The sequence below is a fragment of the Corynebacterium lizhenjunii genome (assembly GCF_011038655.2).
GTDB classification, from domain to species: Bacteria; Actinomycetota; Actinomycetes; order Mycobacteriales; family Mycobacteriaceae; genus Corynebacterium; species Corynebacterium lizhenjunii.
The window spans coordinates 2,429,047-2,449,648 of the sequence record NZ_CP064954.1 but is presented as its reverse complement, the minus strand read 5'-3'; the positions used below and the strand labels follow the sequence as shown (position 1 = coordinate 2,449,648).

At 59.0% G+C, this 20,602-nt stretch carries 18 protein-coding genes; 13 read left to right on the top strand and 5 right to left on the bottom strand.

Annotated elements, in window-relative coordinates:
- The first annotated feature begins 12 nt into the window (after positions 1 to 12).
- On the top strand, positions 13 to 1,902 hold the full coding sequence (locus G7Y31_RS11130) for an MFS transporter (protein WP_165010983.1): 1,890 nt from the start codon (positions 13 to 15) through the stop codon (positions 1,900 to 1,902).
- A gap of 36 nt (positions 1,903 to 1,938) precedes the next feature.
- On the opposite strand, the gene G7Y31_RS11125 is transcribed toward G7Y31_RS11130, so the two are convergent.
- On the bottom strand, positions 1,939 to 2,727 hold the full coding sequence (locus tag G7Y31_RS11125; RefSeq protein ID WP_165010985.1) for a CPBP family intramembrane glutamic endopeptidase: 789 nt from the start codon (positions 2,725 to 2,727) through the stop codon (positions 1,939 to 1,941).
- Complete coding sequence (locus G7Y31_RS11120) at positions 2,727 to 3,830, bottom strand: amidase (RefSeq protein ID WP_235923176.1); 1,104 nt, start codon at positions 3,828 to 3,830, stop codon at positions 2,727 to 2,729. The genes G7Y31_RS11125 and G7Y31_RS11120 overlap by 1 nt, the downstream gene beginning before the upstream one ends.
- Positions 3,831 to 4,000: 170 nt before the next feature.
- On the opposite strand from G7Y31_RS11120, the gene pheA reads away from it, so the two are divergent.
- From pheA to G7Y31_RS11095, 5 genes are all read left to right on the top strand, one after another.
- A complete protein-coding gene (gene pheA, locus G7Y31_RS11115) occupies positions 4,001 to 4,921 on the top strand; it encodes a prephenate dehydratase (RefSeq protein WP_165010989.1) in 921 nt (306 codons plus the stop codon).
- Between the two features lie 11 nt (positions 4,922 to 4,932).
- Complete coding sequence (locus G7Y31_RS11110; protein WP_165010991.1) at positions 4,933 to 5,586, top strand: histidine phosphatase family protein; 654 nt, start codon at positions 4,933 to 4,935, stop codon at positions 5,584 to 5,586.
- A gap of 162 nt (positions 5,587 to 5,748) precedes the next feature.
- A complete protein-coding gene (locus G7Y31_RS11105; protein WP_165010994.1) occupies positions 5,749 to 5,988 on the top strand; it encodes a hypothetical protein in 240 nt (79 codons plus the stop codon).
- A 321-nt stretch (positions 5,989 to 6,309) separates the two neighbouring features.
- Positions 6,310 to 7,410: a class III lanthionine synthetase LanKC N-terminal domain-containing protein gene (locus G7Y31_RS11100; RefSeq protein WP_165010996.1), complete on the top strand. Its 1,101-nt coding sequence runs from the start codon at positions 6,310 to 6,312 to the stop codon at positions 7,408 to 7,410.
- A 200-nt stretch (positions 7,411 to 7,610) separates the two neighbouring features.
- Positions 7,611 to 8,885 carry an MFS transporter gene (locus tag G7Y31_RS11095; protein WP_165010998.1) on the top strand — a complete coding sequence of 425 codons (1,275 nt, stop codon included), beginning with the start codon at positions 7,611 to 7,613 and terminating at the stop codon, positions 8,883 to 8,885.
- Between the two features lie 87 nt (positions 8,886 to 8,972).
- Here the strand turns inward: G7Y31_RS11095 and G7Y31_RS11090 are convergent, their stop codons facing one another.
- Complete coding sequence (locus tag G7Y31_RS11090; RefSeq protein ID WP_165011000.1) at positions 8,973 to 9,320, bottom strand: metallopeptidase family protein; 348 nt, start codon at positions 9,318 to 9,320, stop codon at positions 8,973 to 8,975.
- A gap of 96 nt (positions 9,321 to 9,416) precedes the next feature.
- The gene (locus G7Y31_RS11085; RefSeq protein WP_165011002.1) at positions 9,417 to 10,520 is read right to left on the bottom strand and encodes a septum formation family protein; all 1,104 of its coding nucleotides are present in this window, start codon (positions 10,518 to 10,520) and stop codon (positions 9,417 to 9,419) included.
- Between the two features lie 130 nt (positions 10,521 to 10,650).
- Here G7Y31_RS11085 and G7Y31_RS11080 point away from each other — a divergent pair.
- The 3 genes from G7Y31_RS11080 (at position 10,651) to G7Y31_RS11070 (ending at position 14,449) form a co-directional block, all read left to right on the top strand.
- A protein-coding gene (locus G7Y31_RS11080) for an IS3 family transposase (protein ID WP_165011249.1) occupies positions 10,651 to 11,915 on the top strand; the annotation gives its coding sequence in 2 pieces (ribosomal slippage) (positions 10,651 to 10,933 and positions 10,933 to 11,915; 1,266 coding nt in all).
- A 208-nt stretch (positions 11,916 to 12,123) separates the two neighbouring features.
- Complete coding sequence (locus tag G7Y31_RS11075) at positions 12,124 to 13,713, top strand: LGFP repeat-containing protein (protein WP_244977395.1); 1,590 nt, start codon at positions 12,124 to 12,126, stop codon at positions 13,711 to 13,713.
- A 187-nt stretch (positions 13,714 to 13,900) separates the two neighbouring features.
- Positions 13,901 to 14,449: a hypothetical protein gene (locus G7Y31_RS11070; RefSeq protein WP_165010620.1), complete on the top strand. Its 549-nt coding sequence runs from the start codon at positions 13,901 to 13,903 to the stop codon at positions 14,447 to 14,449.
- A gap of 716 nt (positions 14,450 to 15,165) precedes the next feature.
- Here the strand turns inward: G7Y31_RS11070 and G7Y31_RS11065 are convergent.
- Positions 15,166 to 15,969 carry a GntR family transcriptional regulator gene (locus G7Y31_RS11065; RefSeq protein ID WP_165010618.1) on the bottom strand — a complete coding sequence of 268 codons (804 nt, stop codon included), beginning with the start codon at positions 15,967 to 15,969 and terminating at the stop codon, positions 15,166 to 15,168.
- 78 nt (positions 15,970 to 16,047) lie between these two features.
- On the opposite strand from G7Y31_RS11065, the gene serS reads away from it, so the two are divergent.
- Genes serS through glpK form a run of 4 tightly spaced genes read left to right on the top strand, consistent with a single transcriptional unit; the run spans position 16,048 to position 20,592 of the window.
- Positions 16,048 to 17,328 (top strand): serine--tRNA ligase, encoded by a 1,281-nt coding sequence (gene serS, locus G7Y31_RS11060; protein WP_165010616.1) that lies wholly within the window; start codon positions 16,048 to 16,050, stop codon positions 17,326 to 17,328.
- 15 nt (positions 17,329 to 17,343) lie between these two features.
- The gene (locus tag G7Y31_RS11055; protein ID WP_244977394.1) at positions 17,344 to 18,267 is read left to right on the top strand and encodes a lysophospholipid acyltransferase family protein; all 924 of its coding nucleotides are present in this window, start codon (positions 17,344 to 17,346) and stop codon (positions 18,265 to 18,267) included.
- Positions 18,268 to 18,278: 11 nt separating this feature from the next.
- Complete coding sequence (locus tag G7Y31_RS11050) at positions 18,279 to 19,127, top strand: HAD family hydrolase (protein ID WP_165010612.1); 849 nt, start codon at positions 18,279 to 18,281, stop codon at positions 19,125 to 19,127.
- A 1-nt stretch (position 19,128) separates the two neighbouring features.
- Positions 19,129 to 20,592: a glycerol kinase GlpK gene (gene glpK / locus G7Y31_RS11045; protein WP_165010610.1), complete on the top strand. Its 1,464-nt coding sequence runs from the start codon at positions 19,129 to 19,131 to the stop codon at positions 20,590 to 20,592.
- The last annotated feature ends 10 nt before the right edge of the window (positions 20,593 to 20,602 follow it).

Sequence of the window (20,602 nt, the reverse complement as noted above, 5' to 3'; positions counted from 1 at the left end):
AATTTGTCCCCAGTGAATTCGACTTTTCTGCACCGGTATCGTCTCGCTTATTACCTTAAGTCGACCGCGCTCACCATGCCAGTGCTGCCGATTTGGTGGAGCCAACAGCCCGAAGTTGGAGTATCGCTCTACCTGGGGGGCATGGCTATCCAGGGATTGCTCTCCACGGTCATCGACTTCCCGCTATCGTTTTGGAGTGACAAGTCCCACCCCCGTATCCCTTATGCGGTCGGACTCGGCCTATTTGCGTTGGCGTTCATAGCCGCTGCCTGTGGCGGATTCAGTGGATTTTTGGTGTATCTGGTCCTGATTGGCCTTGCAGGAGCATTGATGTCAGGAGCAGACATGGTTTTGCTGCTGGACATCGCGAAGGACTCGTTTAAGGCTGAGATTTACGAACTCAATCGACGGTTCTACCTCTTCACCAGCGGTCTTTTCCTCGTGGGAGTCGGCCTGTATTTGGTGTCGCCCATATTGCTATTTGTTGTTCAGGCGCTACTTTTAGCTGCAGCCGGTTGTTTGATCGCGACGATAAATGTGACTAGTCACCAGCCAGCAGAATCGCAAACGGATGCGCACAACGTAAATCTCACTGGATCTTGGAGGATTTCGCCCACGCTTTCCTGGGGTTTGGCTGTCGTGGCTATTACCCTGGCCAGTGGTGAGTTCGAATCTGTTAACCAGTTGATCAACCGCAGCCTGCAAATCGTGGTCGCTGACGTGAGCATCCCCGGAATCAACGAGTTGTGGACCGTGGCCGGCGTTCTCGTGGTAACAAATCTATTATCATCGCTTGGCTTGGGCACGCGGGCTCGTCGGATGAGCGAAAAGTACGGACTCCTTGCCACGCTTACTTTTCTTATCGCAGGTGCGCTGGCATCCCTCATCTTCATCAACAGCGGCCAGCTGCTAGTAATCCTCGTGGGCGCAGTCGTCATGGGGATAACAAAAGGGGTGTACCGGCCGCTGTTTACCACCCTAGCTGTGCAGACCTTGCCTGCTTCTCGGTGGCGGGCCCGCTGGCTATCTATAACTGGAATACTCTCCGGAGTAGTCTCTTCCCTTGTCAACGTGCTCATTGTGGTGGGCGAACCCGAGACGTCGGAGATTATCACGCGTATGACGGTGCAGATGGTATGTGTCCTGCTCCCTGTGGTAATTATTCTCGCCACGAAGTTGAGGTTGTCGGTTCCCCTGATTCAAGAAGGCCCCACAGACAAATATGCCCGACGCGTTGTCAGGCTAGGAGCCGATAGTCCTGCATGGCTGGAGCTAACCTATGCGCCACCCGCGGATCAGATCATTCCTACCGCCGTGGAGACGCAGACAGATTCTGACCTGCCGCACCCTCGTATCCTCCGCTGGGATGAGACCCGAATTGAGTGCGAATTCATCGACGGAATTCCGCTTGATGCCGCCTCCCCTGAACACCATGGGGATCTCCTTAATCAGCACCGTGTTTTCAATGCATTGCAAGAAAGAAGGTCGCGTCACGTGGAAACCCTTTCCCCCGCAGTGCGAACGGAATATGCTCGAGAGTGCGAACGGCTATGCTCTTGCCCGGCGGTCTCCCACGGTGACCTGCATCCGGGAAATATACTTCTAACGGGAGAAAGTTTCGTTATCGTCGATTGGGAACACGGCGGAAACAGCTGCCGGGCCTTGGACGAGCTTGCTTTACTGACCCATCCTTATCTTGACATCGGGCGGGAGCAGCGAGCCACCTTCTTCAAGGAACTCGTGACAGCGCACCATGCGGATTGCGCCATCCGCACGCTGACCTTTGAGCAGACCGCGAAGCGTGTGCTGGCGGCCAAATTGTCAGATATTCACGGTTGGGCGGACTCAAAGGCCAAGAGCCGGTTGTTGCTGGCGTACACGGCAGCACAGAAGTCACTGTAATGCGCCCCGGAGTTTGGATAGCCGTTGCTAGACTGTCTAGAGCCCCAGCCATCTTAGATCCGCGAGGACATCGCCCAGGAGGGCGTAGCCCACAAACGCGACGGCATCGATAAGAAAGTGTGCTAACACCAGGGGCCAAATCCGCCCGGTGCGTTGGTAGAAGTAGGCAAAGATGACGCCCATGGCCAGGTTTCCCAGCCCGGCGGAAACTCCCTGGTAGAGGTGGTAGGTACCGCGTAACACTGCCGATGTCCCCACGGCTACCGCCGGTGCCGCTCCCAACCCCCGCAGGCGGTGCAGCAGCCACAACACCACCACGAATTCTTCGGCAAAGGCGTTGGCCGCGGACCAGGTCAGCAGTGCGGGCACCTGGACCCATGGGTGGGCAAAATCGGCAGGGATGACTTCCTTGCTCCAGCCGTGGTGTAGGGCAAAAACATACAACGCCAGACCGGGCAGGCCAATGAGGGCGGCGAAGAAGAGGCCTAAGGGGGCATCGGCAAGCTGAGGCTTTCGGGGGCGGATGCCGTCGCCTGCCAGCAGGAACAGCGCCAAGGCACCCCAGGCGAAGAGTACCCCGGCAGAACACAGCTGCAAAGCTGCGTCTAACCAGGCGGAATGCGCCTGGGAAGAGTTGAGGGTGACCTGCTGGCTGGACAGGGACTCGGGGCGGGTGAGGGCGTCGAGGAGGCGCAGTGCTGAGCGCACTCCGGACATACCAAACGTCACCGCCAGGACAATGGCAATCTCCGCTAACCAGCGGCGGCGCTGCTGCGGGGCAGATGTGGGTGCGGGCGTGGAGGCCGGCGTAGGCACGGTGGGCATCACGGGTGCAACTCCTGGGCCAGGGCCAGCAGTTGTGGTTCGCTGAGGGTAATCGCGCCCAGCTGCAGACCCACCGGCTGCGGGCGCGTGCGCAGGTGCCACGGCAGGCTGATGGCGGGCAGGCGCGCGACATTAAACAGCGAGCCCCACGGGGACCAGCGGGTTTGCTCTGCGAAGTTCTCTGCGTGCGGCAGGGACAGGAAGTGCCCGCGCGGTGGTGGGTCGAAGGCCAACATGGGGGTCAATATGGCATCGACGTGCCAGTGTGCGGCTAACAACTCCGGCAACTGCGCGGCGTGTGCGCGGGCGTGCGCCAACTGCTCTGGGGTGACTTCGCGGCCCATTTCGCGCACCCATGCCGCGTAGCCGCGGGCATCAGGAAGGTCTGCTAGATGTGCGCTAAATAGGCGGCGGAAAGCCTCAAAAGTCTCTGCTGCCTGGGGATATGGTTCTACGTCTAAAACCTCATAGCCGCGGGATTCCAGCACCGCGCGCGCCTGCTCTAAGGCATAACGCATGGGTGCGGCCACCTCCGTGCGGGCAAACAAGGGGGTGCTGAGCATGCCGATGCGCCCCGGGGTACGCACCGCGGGTAAGTCCAGGTTGTGCAAGAAGGCGGCATCGGCAACCGTGCGGGTGATGAACCCGGGGACGCTGAGCTGTTCGCCGGCTGGTTTAAAGCCGACCACTCCGCAGGCAGCGGCGGGTACGCGTATGGAGCCACCGCCGTCGCTGGCATGGGCTGCGCGTAGCAGCCCGCGTGCCACTTGCACCGCTGCTCCGCCGGATGATCCTCCCGGGGTACGCCCTGGCCATAGTGGATTATCCGGGTGGGGCAGGCCCACCGGTTCGGTATCTACCCGCAAGCCCAACTCTGGTGCAGCGGACTTGCCCACAATTTGCGCGCCCTGTTCCTCTAGCGCTGCAATGAACGGGTCCGTCACCTCTGCGACGTATGCCCGGTGCACAGAGCCCAGCGTGGTGGGCATACCCGCCACATCCGTCAAATCCTTCACTGAGAGCAGCCACCCATCTAGACGGCCGGACCCCACCGTTGGCCGGTCCAGATCTATATAGGTAAAACCATGTTCCTGGGGAGACATGCCAGGCAGGAGGCTGCGCAGGTGGTACAGGGAGGGGGCATCGGCAGACTGGGCGGCAGACAGAGTGGCAGACTGGGCAGAGACAGGGTGAGTCATAGAGCACTAGCATAAGGCACCAGCAGCCGGAGCTTGCTTAGGGAGGGCAGCCGCGCGGGTGCTAGGGTGCTGTTATGCAAAAGACCGTTGCCTACCTGGGGCCGCAGGGGACGTTTACAGAGGCTGCGCTGCTGCGCTTCGAGCTGGGGGACATCACTGGGCTGCCAGTGGCCTCGCCGTCGCACGCCCTGGCCGCTGTGCGCGCCGGGCAAGCGGACCTGGCGGTGGTGGCCATCGAAAATTCCGTGGATGGTGCCGTGACCGCCACCTTTGACGCCCTGGTAGAAGGCGGTCCCACCCAGCGCGTGCAGGTCTACCAGGAGGTGCACCTGGATGTGGCCTTTGCGATTATGACTCGCCCCGGCGCAGACCTGGCGCGGGTGCGCACCCTGGCCACGCACCCGGTGGCCTACCAGCAGATTCGCGGCTGGGTGGAAGAGCACCTGCCTGGGACAGAGTTTATTGCCGCGCCGTCGAATGCCGCCGCTGCGGAGATGGTAGCCGCTGGCAGGGCCGATTGTGCTGCCGCCCCGGAGCGCGCCGCGCAGCTCAATGGGCTGCAGGTGCACGCCCGCGGGGTGGCGGATAATGCCCACGCCCAGACCCGCTTTATTCTGGTGGGCCCGCCCGGTGTGCCCACGCCGCGCACCGGCAATGACACCACCTCCGTGGTCTTTACCCTGCCCAATGAGCCGGGCAGCCTGGTAGGTGCATTGCAGGAGTTCGCCCACCGCGGGGTGGACATGAAGCGTATTGAGTCGCGTCCCACGCGCCGGGAGTTTGGTGCCTACCGCTTTTACGCCGACCTGGTGGGCCATATTGATGATGCCCCCGTGGCCGAGGCCCTGCGTGCGCTGTGGCTGCGTGCCGAGGAGCTGGTCTTTGTGGGCTCTTGGCCCTCTGCCAGCGAGTTGGGCACTGCCCCGCGGGACCTGGGCAGGCTAAGGGCTGCCGATGACTGGCTGGCCCGGGTCCGCGACGGGCACTGCGCCTAAACTAGGGCGGTATGCGCATATTCCTTGTTCGCCACGGCCAAACCTTTTCTAATCTTGAGGGCTTAATGGATACGCGCCCGCCCGGTGCGGAACTGACCCCACTGGGGCGCGAGCAGGCCATCGCGGTCGGCGCGCAGCTGGCCGGGCTGGTGGGTGAGCACCCGCGGGTGCTGAGCTCCGTGGCCATCCGCACCCAACAAACCGCGATGGCGGCCATGCGCGAATTTGAGGCCCAGCGCGGTCTGGCAGCACACTCCGTGCCGATAGATCCCACCCCTGGCCTGCAGGAAGTCTTTGCCGGGCAGTTGGAGATGTCCGGTGCACAGGACACCTACCAGTTGTATTTGGAGGCTCTGCGCGGGTGGTTGCGCGGCGATCCTGAGGCTGCCTTGCCTGGTGGGGAGAAGCTGGAGCAGATTCTGGCGCGCTACCGCCCCGTGCTGGAAGCCGCGGCGCGTGGCCAGCGCGACACCATTGTCTTTAGCCACGGCGCCGTCATGCGCGTGGTGGCCACCCACGCCTGCGGCCTGGACCCTCAGTGGGCCTTTGAGAACTATATGCCCAACTGCGGCGTGGTGGCCATGGAACCTGCTGGTCAGCCTTTTGGCCATTGGCAGCTGCTGCACTGGGCCGATGCCCCTGCAGGTGCCCCAGGTACCACCTAGTCTGCCGATGTCCCGCCGTCCCCGACCCCAAACCCCAATCAAGACGACTGGCAATAAATCGCTTGACAACCGATATCCACGACTATACTGTGAACTGCAGCACACACCCTAATTTATGTGGGGTGTGCCGTTCCTTAACCCTTTACTTGAGGAGAAACTGAAATGCAAGCTGTTTTGGACAAGACCTTCGTCGACCGTATGAAAGCCGACCTTGCTCTGGTGGCACAATTCTATGACAACCCTGCTGCCACTCTTGAGGAGGCGGGTGTATCGGAGGAGTTTGCTCGGGCAATCCTGCATCGCGACGGAAATGCATTGTTGGCAATGGGGTGGAATGCGGAGGAGATGAATGTGGCCCTGTCTGGAGGGCATACCAGTAGTCCTTTCCACTGTGGCAGCTAGCTATGCGGGAAATGGTTAGTCTTGACTATTTTGGCGGGAGTTCCCCGATCTCTGTGGATGTACTGCCTGATCCTATGAAGCAACATTGGGAGACGATCTCTGGATACTCCAGCAGTGAGCTCGACGCAGAGTTCTGGGCCGCGTATTACGAATTCGTTGTTCTGGCCTTCCACAGTAGATTCCGACCCCCAGTCTCCAAATGGGCCCTGACATTTAGGGAGCTGGGCTTTAGCCATCCTGGCACCCTGGCGACGATGTTTCACCACTGTTATTCAACCCTAAAGGCCTGCGAGAAGATGGAGGATCAAGTACGTGACAGGGATGTCTCGTCCTGATGGAATTCTGAAACTCTCTGATAGCACCGAGGATTGCTGGGAATTCTATAATACCGGCAAAAGCCTCGATGGGCCGGCGGGATTTAAGATTCACGTAAACTTCTCGGCTGTTGACTTCGACCGCGGTAAGCAAATTTTGCTCCGTTCGTACAACGGGCGAGGTGTAGAGTTCAAAATTTGCAATTCTGCACAATTTTGTGAGCGATTGAACGCGGGTTATTACGGGGTTACACAGGTGGGTAAGGCAGTGACTATATATGTCTCATCTGCAGATAGATTGCTAGCAGAAGTCCGGTATCTGACACAACTTTTGGTCGGATTTACTGGACCTTGTCCACCTACAGACCTCCGTGTCCCACAGAGTGGCACCTTGAGCTATAGATGGGCGGCGCGTACTGAACCAATGACTCGATCTATCGGCAGCGGTGTTCCTTCTCCAGTCCAGGACCCCTTATGCGGGCATACTCCAGTTGGAAATCCGTTCGCAGAGTTGAAAAAGGAGGGGGTCGACCTTATAATTACGGCCAGCCTTCGCCAGGGGGCCAAAGGGGCGGTCTATGAAGGTTTTGCACGAGGGGTACCCATTGGAACTTCAAGAGAATTCCGCCCAATAGTTCTCAAGGAGTTTAGGAAGAATGCCGTTAAATCTGAGCTCGGCCACGACTCATGGTGTTTGGGCGAAAGTGAGATCAAAGCGTATACAAAAGCGGGAGGTGATCTTCTTCCTGAGCTGCTGTGGCACGGCATTTCCAATGAGTCGATGTATTTACTTCTGGAAGCGCCTATCGGGTTTCAGACTCTGCATGACTTTGTCAAAACCTGCGGCCGAGATGATATTCCTGATATTTGTGTGCGTGTGCGGCGTCTGGTTGACGCTTTGAAAGATGCAGGAATTGTATGGCTTGATGTGTCACCTTCGAACATTCTCATAGACGAGCATCGGGAGATGAAAGCGATAGATTTCGAGTCATTCGAAGATGAAACGGGGATTACCTATTATTCATTACAGCCTTTGGGCTCGCCCATCACAGAAGTCGATGAAAGACTTGAAATTCTGCGCGAAAAGCTCCTAGAGCTGATAGAGTGAGACCCTAACGGTAGGTTTACGACCAGAGAGTTTGAGAACAGTGACCACTTTAATTTTCCAGTAATCTCCCGGCGGGGAGTCGTACGACGGCTACGCAGTCTGCCTATTGGGCATCCTGTGAAATTGACCCTGCTTTTGAGTGAATTAAGGCAAATCGCGTGCCATTTTCGGCATGCAAGACTATCTTCTCTGGAGGAATTATGCATCAGCACAAGGACAGTCCTGTAAAATTCTGGTCTGTTGTTCGGAAGGAGCATCCAGACTATATCCGCTGGTTCGTCGCCGATACGGCGAGTGCCCTGGGTGCATCCTTAATCTCAATTCCCGTAGCCCTGGCAAGTTTTCATATTACAGGAAATTTAAGTCAGGCTGGACTCGTGGGAGCTGCCACGTCCTTCGGTACGGTGATAATGACAATCCCGGCGGGGATGATTATTGACCGCTTCAACAAGAAGATTCTGCTGTTCGCCTACGGGCTTGCCCAATTTGCGATATGGGCAAGCTTTTCGGTCCTGCTGTATGGCGGAATTTTTAGTTTTCCACTATTGTTGGCTTTTGGGTTGAGCGCTGGGATGATTACAGGTACATTTGGTGGATTAACCAATGCTATCTTGAGGTTTGTCGTCTCTGAAAAACTCCTCGTGGCAGCGCAAGGGCGGAATCAAACTCGCGACAGTATCATCTGGATGGCTGGCCTTCCCCTGGGGGGATTCCTGTATGGATTAGCACCAATTATTCCATTCATTATCCAGGCCATCTCAGGATTCGGTCCGATGTGGGCAGCGAAAGCCATTAGGACAAATTTACACGAACGAGGCAATACCAGTTCATTTTCGCTGAGGGTATTTTGGGAGGATGCAAAGTATTCCCTGTTATGGATTTGGAAGTACCCGATCCTCCGAGCAATCTTTGGGGTCGACCTTTTCGCCAACTTCGCCAACTTCTTCTTTATCGGGGCCGTCGATTTATGGTTAGCGTACCTAGGTGTAGACGGCTGGATAATTGGATTCGTGTCCTCTACCTTCACTATCGGGATGATTATTGGGGGTGTCCTCCAGGATAAGCTCATGCAATTCTTCCCTGGAAGAAAAATTATTTGGGTAACCATGCTGTGGGAGCTGGGGTGCTACGTTTTCCTTGTTGCTTTTTCGCAATGGTGGCAATTGATCGCATTTGCCACCCTCCTCATAAGTATTCCTTCAATTGCCTGGATGTCTTATTCCGGAGGGTACCTAGCTTTGTCGGCTCCGCCAGAGAAGATAGGGAAATGTTCTGCAGGTGCTCGTTTGGTGATGGGGCTCATGCCTGTGCTGGCATCTGCTGGTGCGGGAGTTCTACTTTCTGCTGTGGGGTTCCGACTCAGTATGGTCCTATGTGCAGTCTGTGTCGTGATTGGTTTCCTCATTTCGGTAAGCCCGGTACTTCGTGGCCTGCCGACCGCGGGCAACTTCGACCAGTTGCCAGTTTATGAATAAGTGTGCATCCAGAAGAGCTAGCGCCTGGGTAGCGATTGCGGGTTCTCTGGATGCCGAAAGCGCGAACGTGGACTCAGCGGGTGAGGCTCAACCCCAGCCGAGGAGGTGGAGTTCGTCTTCTTCGAGACCAAAGTAGTGGCCGAGCTCGTGAAAAACGGTGACTTCCACCTCGTGGGCTAGTTGCTCTTCTGAGGTACACAAGTCCTGCAAGGCGCCGCGGTAAATCCAAATGGCGTCTGGCAAATAACCCGTGTGGTCGAAGGTGCGTTCCGGTAATGCCACGCCCTCGTAGAGGCCTAAAATCCATGGGGAGTCCGGGTGGTAGTCCTCCACCAAAATGGCTAGGTTGCGCATGCGATCCACAAACTCCTGGGGGATCTTATCCAAGGCGGCTTCGACCATCTCCTCGAAGCGCTCCTCGCTTACCTCATACATCAGAGCTCGCTCCGTCCACGAGGCGGCGCTGCATCCACGGCGCGGCGCTGCACGGTACTTTGCTGCTATTCACGGTACTTCACCGGACTTTGGCGCTTAGGCGGGGCCGCTGGGAGCCGGTGCGGGGGCATCGGCAGTGGGGGCATCGGCAGGCTGAGCAGGAGCAGGCTGGGCGGACCCCAACTGGGAACGCAGGGGCTTGCGCTCTGGCTGCGGGGTGGGCGGGGCGCCATTGATGCTCAGGGCCGCGCGGCCGCCCTTGGCAGAGCCGGTGATGGTGGAGAACATCGCGGAGCCGGGGGCAGCGTGCATGAGTGAGCAATTGACTGAACGGGTGCCGCCCTCCCAGGAGCTTTCCGTGATGGAACCCCAGTAGGGCTGCAGGGTGGACTGATAGAGCTGCTCCTCGCCGCCCAAGTAGGCCTCGGCAGCGGCGGTGCAGACCTCGGTCAAGACATGGTTTTGCTCGTCGATGCTAGGGGTGCCCTCCGGGAAGCGCTCCGCCAAGTTGACCACGGAAACAGTCTCCAAGTGGTGCGGCTGGGTGCAGTCCACAGTGCGTAGGACCTGGGCCTCATCAACGGCACGGCATTCGCCTTCGCGGGCAATGTTGGCCTGGTCGGATTCCGCCACCCGGCCCTGGGTAATCAGGGCGGTGCCGTGCTCATCAGTGGTTTGCAGGCCGCATAGCATGGTGCGGTCCCCGTCCTTCCACGCCTGGGCCGGCGGGAGGATGGGCGCAATGGAGTACTTACCCGCGGGATCATAATGGCCATCCAGATACTGCAGGGTGGCGCCGTGGCACAGTTCCTCACGTAACTGAGCCTGGCGGGCTTGGTCTGGCATGGGGGCGTCTTGGCCGAACTCACTGGTGGGGTAGACAGCCAAGTCCTCCCGGGAAGAGACCTCGAAGCGGTGGTCTGCCTGGCAGTCGGTCTGCGCGAAGTCAGAGACCTCGCCGGCCGGACCTACCTGCCAATGGAGGCACGAGCCGGCATCGGCAGTAGTAAACGGGGTAACCTCCCCGGCGGGCTGGATGCTGCTGCCCGTGGAGTGGCTGATGGTGGTATCCCGCGCGGAGATGGAATCCGACATCGTGTCATACACGCCCAGGAAAGCAGCAGCGGAGGCCGCAGAAATCAGCAGCGTGCTCATTCCCAGCGGACTGCGCAGAGTGCGAAACGGCTTCGAGCTAGTCATGGTGCCTGCGAGTCTACACCGGGCACGGGGGCTGGTTAATTCGCACAAAGGCAGGGGGTGTGGGGATGGGTGCTGTGAGGCGTCCTGGGGGTGTGAGAGTGCACGAGCTAAATAGGAGATAATGGGGCCCATGGGCACTATGAGGTTTGATCAAGAGACCAAGGACCGTGCGCTGCGCTTGTACTACGAGGCGGTTGCCGAGGAGGGCGCGACGAAGATTGGGGCGCGCCGCAAGATCGGTGGGATGCTGGATATCAACCCGGCGACACTGAATAACTGGATCCTGAAAGCCGAGAAGGAAGCAGCGGCTTCCTCGCTTGCTGCCGAGCAGGACAAGGACGCCGAGATTGCCCGGTTGCGCAAGGAAGTCAAGCAGCTGACAGAGGCCAACGAGATCTTGAGGTTGGCCTCGGCTTTTTTCGCCCAGGCGGAGCTCGACCGCAAACAAAAATAGTCGTGGAGTTTCTCCATGCTCACCGGCACCTTTATTCCATCGAGCGGATGTGCCAGGTCCTCAACGAGCATCAGTACCAGATTTCTCCTGCTACCTATTACCGGTATCAGGCACGAAATTTCGGTCCTACCGATGCCGAGCTTGACGAAGCATACGAGGCAAACCGGCTCTACGACCTGTGGGTTGCTAATCGGCGGGTCTACGGGCGTCGCAAGCTGTGGAAGGCAGCCAAGCGGGCTGGATGGGACATTGGTCGGGAGAAAGTCAATCGCTTGATGACCCTGTTGGGCATTAGTGGTGTGCTGCGGCGTAAATCCACGCGCACGACAGTGGCCAACCCGAACAATCCCCGGTTTGCCGATCACTGCAAACGAGCCTGGGAAAGCGTAGAACGCCCGGATCAGTGGTGGGTGGCAGATTTTACCTATGTCTACACCAAGCAGGGCTTTTGCTACGTTGCGTTTGTCACCGACGTGTATTCGCGCAGGATACTGGGCTATAGCGTTGCCGAGTCAAAGACCACTGAGTTTATCCTCAGCGCGCTGCGCCAAGCTATTAGCCTTCGCAGCCGCGAAGACCCAAACTTTAGCCCGGTAGGAGTCATCCATCATTCGGATGCAGGCTCGCAGTACACCAGTGCCGAGCTGCGCGGGCTCATAGCCCGGGAAGGAATGACTGGTTCTATCGGAACTGTCGGCGATGCCTACGACAACGGGCTTATGGAGTCCACCATTGGCCTGTATAAGAGTGAGGAGATTGATTTCGAAGGCCGTAAGTGGAGCAACTGGCAGGAAGTCGAAGCAGCCACCGCGAGCTGGGTGAGTTGGTACAACACCGACCGACTACACGGATCCATTGACTACATTCCACCAAAGGAACACGAAATGTGGTACCGTCTCACCAATCCCAACAGGGAGCAATCAGAAGCCCAAGCGGCTTAAACACCCACTCTCACAATCCCGGGGCGAGTCACTGCGTGTTTGGACGGGGGTAATTTTTGGTATTACTTGCGAACTATCCCCTTGCGGCGTAATGTGCCGGGGAACACATTGTTCCCTATCTTTGGAGTTGCATATGAGACTCTTTTGTCGCAAGTTGTTGGCGGTGGTGTCCGCTGCGTGTGTGGTTGGGTTTGGCCATGGTGTAGCTGTGGCGCAAACTGCTGATGCGGATGTGGATTCTGCTGTGGTGGAAGCAGAGGTATTAGCTGAGGCATCACTGGAGGATTTTGATACTTCGGTCTTTGATGAGGATGGCCCGTTTGCCCCGTGGGGTCTTCCTACCCCGCCAGGTGCGGAGGACTATGAGGTTAACCAGGTTGCTGAAGAAGATCTGAACCCGCAGGGTTTAGATGAGTGGCACCCCACGCAAGATCCTAAGGACCATCTTGTTCCGGGCCAGATGCGCTCGGACAGGGAGGAAATCCCTGCTGGCTACAGTAAAGAGGAAGCCGATCAGGCTGAGATCCGTGAGGCCCAGTTGGCTAATCCGAATGGTGCGGCGTTTCGTGCCCGGCCAGGCTGTGGGGTCTATTGGCCGCCACATCTGGAAGTGTGCGGTTTGATCAAAGAAAAATACGACAGCATTGGCGGGCCAACGAGTTTCTTGCTGCTGCCGAAGACTAATGAGCTGACAAACCCCGATGGGGTGGGAAAGCGCACGGAGTTTATTAACGGCTATATTTATTGGCATCCGCGCACTGGTGCTCATACGGTAAGTATCCCGGCGGATTCGGTGTGGATTCGCCACGGGCGAGAACAAGGTTTCTTGGGTTATCCGCTAAGCGATGACATCGCTCAGGGTGATGAGTGGTACCGCCAGGATTTTGAGGGCGGCCATATTTATACCCACAACGTGCCGGTGTTGCCGACGCAGGCGAGTATTCAGGGTGCGATTTTCGATAAGTGGCAGTCTATTGGTGCGCAGAGCAGCCGGTTGGGCTATCCGATTAGTGATGAGCTTGTCACTCCGGATGGTCGGGGTCGGTATAACGTCTTTGAGCATGGGATGATGTACTGGACGCCTGAGACTGGTGCCCATGCGGTCTATGGGCCGATGTTGCTGCTGTGGGGAGCTAAAGGCTTTGAGCGTTCACAATGGGGCTACCCCTCTGGGGATCCTGTATTGTCCCCGGACGCGCCAGTGGTGATCAAGCAGAATTTTGAGCGCGGCGAATTGGATCTGTACCACGAGATTGAAGCCGCCGGTACCGTGATTGTTGATGGCAAGCCGATCAGTGCGCTGCTGGTCCTGTTTTTTGGAAAGGACTCTTTAGGGACTTCCTCGAGCCATGTCATCCCTGGCGGTACAACTTTGCGGGCAAGCGAATGTGTGCTCCCAGACTCTACGCAGCCACAGTATGGTGGGGTGACAATTCCGGCAGAGTATGACTATTGGGCGTGTAATGAGGGGTACCGCTCTCGCGTAAATTTTGGACGCCATGATTTTTGTACGAGGTCACCTGATTCTTTTGTAATTTGGAGGCCCATAAATACGGTAGTACCTGCGCTGCCAGGGCTTGTCGAGCTCAAAGGGCCATGTTCCCGCCATGACATGTGTATGGACGAGGCTGATGCCGTTGGCACTGGTTACGGGCCGTGCAACGCGAAATTTTGGGGATTGATAGCTAAGGTTTGTGCGAACGTGTTCTTGCTGCAACCTGGTAATAATCTGGAATGTTTGGGACGCTCGGAAGCTTATTTCCTTGCTGTCACTTATGTACATCGTAACCACCTTTAGTTAGGAATAGCCTTGCTAGGAGAGCTGTGAGGCACCGAGATATTTTCTCTCTCATTCCGGGGCGCTTCTAAAGCGGAACGCTCAGCCTCCTTGCTGAGAATAAAAGTAGGATTCGTTGGATTTTAATGGGTGATTGGATGCCACCTGTTACTGGTAATCGTAGAAGTTCCGATTGGAGCGGAGACAAATGGCCTATATCGTCCTGGAGGTTGTGGTCAACCTTGTTTTTAATCCTTTTATCCCCGCGGCTTGTTTTGTCATTCCCGCAGTGGTGGCGACCCGCAAAAGGGGCGGCCGCCGGGCGCTTGAGCGGCTAGTGGTTAGTTTAGTCGCTGCGTTCCTTTGCGGAGCGTCCACCACTGCAACCTGGTATTGGATAGCTGCTTTGCCAGGGCAATTTGGGGTACCCGTTGGTTACCGAGGGCTTTTTGAAGACGCGCTGCCCGTTGGGGGCGCTGTTGTCGCCATGTGTGGGCTGTACAGCTGGTTGGCGTGGTGTCGGGCGTACAGCGTACCGGAATTCCTGTGCCTGCCATGGTTTATAGGTACTGGTGTTTCAACAGGATTGTACCTTTGTTTCGGACAAGATTTGGTGCCAATGGCATATATTCCGTGGATGGCGTACGGCACAGCTAGCGCCGCTATCGCGTTCCTCGTTATGTTCATCGCCATGGTTCTGCTTGCGGACAGGTCAGGCAAGGGCCAGGTCGAATTTCGAAGGGACCTTTTTATTTGAGTACTGGGTGATTATGTGGAGATGATCAGATTATAAATCTTTCAGTGTTGTGGGCGAGTCAGCCTTGGTGATCGTCGCTGGGGCTGCGGTGATCCGTACAGTTTGGCATCTCTAGTGCCCGGCCCACCCGCGCGGAGAGATGGTAGCGGCCCGCGCCCTAGGTAAAGAGACCCCGATTGGAGCAGATAGAAATGGCCAGTATCGTCCTGGAGGTTCTGATCAACCTCATTGTGAATCCTTTTATCCCTGCGGCTTGTTTCGGTATCCTTGCGGTGGTGATGGAAGCCCGTAGGGGCGGCCGCCGGGCGCTTGAGCGGCTAGTGGTTAGTTTAGGCGCTGCGTTCCTGTGTGGCATGGCTATCGTTGCAACGTGGTACGGGCTAGCTGCTTTGCCAGCGGCATTCGGGGTGCCTAATGGCTACCGGGGGCTTTTTGAGGATGTGCTACCACTTATGGGCGGTGCGGTAGTCATGTGGGCGTTGTGCAGGTGGCTGGCGTTTCGTCGGGCGTACAGCCTGCCGGAATTTTTGTGCTTGTCATGGTTTATGGGTACTGGGACCTCTACAGCGATATACCTATGTTTTCTACAAGACCTTGTGCCGATGGGATATACTCCATGGCTTTGGTATGGCCAATCCATTGCCATTATCGCGTGCACCACTATGTATGTCCTATTGCTGCTGCGTGCGGACCGAGAGGGCACGGCTAAGCTCTTTTCAGGTCCGCGGTAGTGGGGCGTCCAGCGCCCGTCCCACCCGGGCGGAGAGATGGTAGCGGTCCGTGCGGTAGACGGAGGAGCACCATTCCACCGGTTTGGTGCCGGAGCGGGAGTAGCGGATGATGTGCAGCAGTGGGGTGCCGGGGCTGACATCGAGCAGGCGGGCGACTTCCTCATCTGCAGCTACGGCAGTGACCGTCTGGTCGGCCTCCGTGATGGGGACGTTAAAGTCAGTGTCCAGAATGTGGTAGACGGACTTATAAATGTCATTTTCTAGCAGGTTGGGGACGTAAGCTGAGTTGTACCAGCCATCGTCAATGGAATAGGGTTCCCCGTCGCCCAAGCGTAGGCGGCGCAGGTGAGTGTGGGGGACCTCCGGTGGGGTGCCGAAGAAGTCGGTCACGTCTTCGGGGGCAGTGGAGCGCCCGCCCAGCAAAATCTTGGAAGAAGCCTGGACGTCTTGGGCGCCCATCTCATCTGAAAAAGAGGCCAGGTGGAGCCGGGAGACCAGTGGGTTGGGGGCTACGAAGGTGCCTTTACCGCGCACGCGACGCAGCTGGCCGGCGGCGACCAAATCCCCGATGGCACGGCGCACCGTAATGCGGGAGACACCGTAGGTTTCTTCCAGTACGCGCTCACCGGGAAGCAAGTCGCCTGGGCGCAATTCGGTGCGGCAGAGGTGGGAGAGAATGTCGCGCAATTGGGCGTGCTTGGGCGCGGGGGCATCGGGAGAGATGCGGGCAGAGGAACGTGCCAAAACGGCGGCCGGGTCGGGGCGGGTGGCAGACGTGGAGGCGTTCATATTTCCTCATCTTATGGTGGCTGGTTATGACCGGGCAAGGCTAGGGTCCTTCCGGGGCGGTGCGCTAGACTTGCACGCGTGATTGATCTCAAGTTTCTCCGCGAAAACCCCGACGTAGTCCGGCAGTCCCAAATCACCCGTGGTGAGGACCCGGCGCTGGTGGACCAGCTGATTAGTGCCGATGAGCGCCGCAGGGCAGCGATTGTGCAAGCGGACCAGCTGCGTAGCGAGCAGAAGGCCTTTGGTAAAAAGATTGGGCAGGCCTCCCCGGAGGAGCGCCCTGCGCTGCTGGAGGGCTCCAATGAGCTCAAGGCCAAGGTTAAGGCCGCGGAAGCTGAGCAGGCCCAGGCGGAGGCCGAGGTCAACGAGCTGCAATTCCAGATTTCCAACGTGGTTGAAGGTGCCCCCGCAGGCGGCGAGGATGACTTCATTGTGTTGGAAGAAGTAGGCACCATTCCGGAGTTCGACTTTGAGCCGAAGGATCACCTGGAATTAGGCGAGTCCCTGGGGCTTATTGATGTCAAGCGCGGAGCCAAGGTGGGTGGCGCCCGTTTCTATTACCTCACGGGCGATGGCGCCTTCTTGCAGCTGGGCATGCTGATGTTGGCAGCCCAGAAGGCCCGCGAGGCAGGTTTCCAGCTGATGATCCCGCCGGTGCTGGTGCGCCCGGAAATCATGGCTGGCACGGGCTTTTTGGGCCAGCACGCGGATGAGATTTATTACCTACCGGCAGATGACCTCTACCTGGTGGGCACCTCTGAGGTGGCCCTGGCTGGCTACCACAAGGATGAGATTATTGATCTGTCTAATGGCCCCATCCAATACGCCGGGTGGTCTTCCTGCTTCCGCCGCGAGGCTGGCTCCCATGGCAAGGACACCCGGGGCATTTTGCGCGTGCACCAATTCGACAAACTGGAAATGTTTGTATACTGCAAGCCGGAGGACGCCCAGGAGCAGCACCGCAAGCTGCTGCAGATGGAAAAGGACATGCTCGATGCCATGGAGCTGCCGTACCGCACCATCGACATCGCCGGCGGGGACTTGGGCTCTTCGGCGGCGCGCAAGTTCGACAATGAAGCCTGGGTGCCCACGCAGGGCGCCTACCGCGAGCTGACCTCCACCTCAAACTGCACCACCTTCCAGGCGCGCCGTTTGTCCACCCGCTACCGCGACGAGTCCGGCAAGTCCCAGTACGCCGCCACGCTCAACGGCACCCTGGCTACCACCCGTTGGCTGGTGGCTATCTTAGAAAACCACCAGCAGGCTGATGGTTCCGTGGTGGTGCCGCAGGCCCTGCGTCCCTTTGTGGGCAAGGACGTGCTGGTGCCGCGCGCGCAGCAGAAGCAGACTGAGGCCTAAGCCATGGGGGAGACTATGGAACTGCGCAATGGCCTGGTGCGCGTGCCCGCTTCCCTGCCGCAGCTACCGCGCCACGCGGAGGCAGGCGAGCGGGTGTATCAGCTCGCAATCTCCCTGTTGGAGCGAGTGTTGCGCTTCCAAGGCATTCGCGTGACGGCCCGCGGGGTGGAAAACGTCCCGCAGTTCGGTCCGGCGCTGCTGGCTATGAACCACACGGGCTATTACGACTTCATCTTCGGCGAGATTCCGGCCTACCTGCGCGGGCGCCGCCTGGCGCGCTTTATGGCTAAGAAGGAAGTCTTTGAGGTGCCGGTGTTGGGCAGAGCTATGCGCGCCATGCGCCACGTGCCAGTGGACCGCGCCGCCGGTGCCGCGGCCATTGATGAGGCCGTGGACCACCTGCGCTCCGGGCGCTTGGTCACCATTTTCCCTGAGGCCACCATCTCCCGCAGCTTTGAGCTCAAGGATTTCAAAAATGGTGCCGCTCGCATTGCCTACACTGCCGATGCCCCCTTGATCCCCATGGTCACCTGGGGTTCTCAGCGCATCTGGGCCAAGGGCGGGAAGAAGAATCTGGGCCGCACGGGTACGCCGGTGCTCATTTATGTGGGCCAGCCGCTGGAGCTGAGTGGGGACGCTGCGGCGGATACTGCGGCCCTGAAGGCGGCGATGGAGGAGCTGCTGGCCCAGGCGCGCGCGGAATACGAAGCCGAGTATGGTCCTTTCCCCCCGGGGCAGCCGTGGCAGCCCGCAGCGTTGGGCGGTACCGCGCCGACGCTGGAAGAGGCTAATCGCATGGATGAGGCAGACCGAGCGCGCAAGGCCCGCGAGCGCGAGGAGAAGGCCGCGCGGAAGCGGGCCAAGACGGAACGCAAATTGGACGCTAAGCTGGCCAAGAAGGTGCGCAAGGCCTGGCGGAGGCTGCGCAAGGAGCGTTAGCGGAGATATAAATGCACACTGAGTCCCTGTTGGATATTCCGGCGCCGCGGCTTATTGCCAGCGATATTGACGGCACTTTTTTGGACCGCAACCATCGCGTTCCCCCGCGCAACCGGGATGCCGTGGTGCGCGCGGTAGCAGCCGGGGCTCATTTTGCACTATCCACTGGGCGGCCGTACCGCTGGATTGCTCCCGTTGTGGAGCAGCTGCCGTTGCGTCCGTTGTGCGTGACCAGCAATGGGGCAGTCATTTATGATGCCCACCGGGACCAGGTAGTGCGTTCGACCGAACTGTCCGCGCCGGTACTGGCCCAGGTTGTTGCGGCTGCACATGAGGCGATGGCAAGCCATGGGGGGATTGCCATCGGGGTAGAGCGCGCCGGGACTTCTAGCCTGGACCCAGTAGAAGAGCTCTATGTGGTGGACCCGCTGTATTCAGAAAACGCCATGTTTGATGGCTTTGGGGTGGCGCCGACCGCGGAGGTGGTGGCCCAGCCTGCGGTGAAGCTGTTGCTGCGTAACACGCAGCTGTCCGCCCCGCAGCTCTACGATCTGATTAGTCCGCACATTGACCCGCAACTGGCGCACGTGACGTACTCGATGGATGCCGGAATTTTGGAAGTCGCCGCACCGGGGGTCACCAAGGCTGCCGGGGTGGAATGGTTGGCGCGTCACTATGGGGTGGAGCAGCACCGCACCATTGCCTTTGGGGATATGCCCAATGATGTAGAGATGCTGCAGTGGGCTGGCCTGGGGGTGGCTATGGATAATGCCGCCCCGCAGGTGAAGGAAGCCGCAGATTACGTGGCGCCGCCCAACCATGCCGCCGGGGTGGCTGCGGTGCTAGAGCGGTGGTTCTAACGTGACGTTGATTGCAGCCATCGATCAGGGGACCACGTCTACCCGTTGCGTGTTTATCAACGAGGAAGGCCGGATTGTCTCTTCTGCCCAACACGAACACCGCCAGATTTTGCCTCAGCAAGGCTGGGTGGAACATGACCCGGTAGAGATCTGGAATAACACCCGCCGGGTGGTCAGCGAAGCGATGGTGGAGCTAGACATTACTGCAACGGATGTCTCCGCACTGGGGATAACCAACCAGCGCGAGACCGCCGTGGTGTGGGACAAGGCCACCGGCCAGCCGATCTATAACGCCATCGTGTGGCAAGATACCCGCACGGCACAGCGCTTTGGTCCCGATACGGACCAGCAGTGGTGGAACCAGCGCACGGGACTGCTGGCTAATTCCTATCCGGCTGGGCCCAAGATTGCCTGGATTTTGGACCACGTGGAGGGGGCTCGCCAGCGTGCAGCTGCCGGCGAGCTGCTGGCGGGGACCATGGACACCTGGTTGCTGTGGAACCTGACTGAGGGCAAGGTGCACGCCACGGACGTCACCAACGCCTCGCGGACTTTGTTGATGGATCTGCGCACCCTGGGCTGGGACCCGCAATTGTGCGAGCGGGTGGGGGTACCGCTGGAGGTGCTGCCACAGATCCGGGCCTCCATCGGGCATTTCGGCGCGGTGCGCCACCGCGGCACGCTCTCTGGGGTGCCCATCACCGGGATTTTGGGGGACCAACAATCGGCGCTCTTCGGCCAGGGCGCGTTTGCGTCCGGACAAGCGAAGAATACCTACGGTACTGGGCTGTTTTTGCTGCTCAACACCGGATCTGAGCTGAGGTTTTCGCAACACGGTCTGCTGTCCACCGTGGCTTTCCAGCAAGACGGCCAACCCCCGGTCTATGCCCTGGAGGGCTCGGTGGCCGTGGGCGGATCGCTTATTCAATGGCTGCGGGACCAGCTGGGCATTATCCCTTCGGCGGGGGCATCGGAAAGCATAGCTGCTGCGGACAACGGTGGGGTCTACATTGTGCCTGCGTTCTCTGGGCTGTTTGCCCCGCACTGGCGGCCCGATGCCCGCGGGGTCATCGTGGGCTTGACCCGCTTCGCGGACCGCTCGCATATTACTCGGGCGGCGCTGGAGGCCACCTGTTTCCAGACCCGCGAGGTGGTAGAGGCCATGGTCGCGGACTCTGGCGTGGAACTGTGCCAGCTGCGTGTCGACGGCGGCATGGTGGCCAATAATCTGTTGATGCAGCTGCAGGCCGACATCCTCCAGGCCGAGGTGACCCGGCCGGTAGAGATTGAAACGACTGCGCTGGGCGCCGCTTTCGCCGCCGGGGTGGGCGCCGGGTGCTGGAGCTCCCTCGACGACATCGCAGCGCTGGTGGTCCCGGAACGTACCTGGCGCCCGCAGACCGACCGTGAAGACATCTACGCCCAGTGGAAGCGTGCGGTGGAGCGCAGCTTCGACTGGGCGTAAAGGGGCCGGG

Excerpts from the sequence above, each read along its gene's own strand:
- G7Y31_RS11070 (WP_165010620.1), top strand. The coding sequence starts at position 13,901 with ATGGCCTATATCGTCCTGGAGGTTGTGGTCAACCTTGTTTTTAATCCT.
- G7Y31_RS11050 (WP_165010612.1), top strand. The coding sequence starts at position 18,279 with ATGCACACTGAGTCCCTGTTGGATATTCCGGCGCCGCGGCTTATTGCC.
- pheA (WP_165010989.1), top strand. The coding sequence starts at position 4,001 with ATGCAAAAGACCGTTGCCTACCTGGGGCCGCAGGGGACGTTTACAGAG.
- G7Y31_RS11100 (WP_165010996.1), top strand. The coding sequence starts at position 6,310 with ATGTCTCGTCCTGATGGAATTCTGAAACTCTCTGATAGCACCGAGGAT.
- G7Y31_RS11095 (WP_165010998.1), top strand. The coding sequence starts at position 7,611 with ATGCATCAGCACAAGGACAGTCCTGTAAAATTCTGGTCTGTTGTTCGG.
- G7Y31_RS11055 (WP_244977394.1), top strand. The coding sequence starts at position 17,344 with ATGGAACTGCGCAATGGCCTGGTGCGCGTGCCCGCTTCCCTGCCGCAG.
- G7Y31_RS11105 (WP_165010994.1), top strand. The coding sequence starts at position 5,749 with ATGCAAGCTGTTTTGGACAAGACCTTCGTCGACCGTATGAAAGCCGAC.
- G7Y31_RS11110 (WP_165010991.1), top strand. The coding sequence starts at position 4,933 with ATGCGCATATTCCTTGTTCGCCACGGCCAAACCTTTTCTAATCTTGAG.
- G7Y31_RS11085 (WP_165011002.1), bottom strand. The coding sequence starts at position 10,520 with ATGACTAGCTCGAAGCCGTTTCGCACTCTGCGCAGTCCGCTGGGAATG.
- G7Y31_RS11125 (WP_165010985.1), bottom strand. The coding sequence starts at position 2,727 with ATGCCCACCGTGCCTACGCCGGCCTCCACGCCCGCACCCACATCTGCC.
- G7Y31_RS11120 (WP_235923176.1), bottom strand. The coding sequence starts at position 3,830 with ATGTCTCCCCAGGAACATGGTTTTACCTATATAGATCTGGACCGGCCA.
- G7Y31_RS11090 (WP_165011000.1), bottom strand. The coding sequence starts at position 9,320 with ATGTATGAGGTAAGCGAGGAGCGCTTCGAGGAGATGGTCGAAGCCGCC.
- G7Y31_RS11065 (WP_165010618.1), bottom strand. The coding sequence starts at position 15,969 with ATGAACGCCTCCACGTCTGCCACCCGCCCCGACCCGGCCGCCGTTTTG.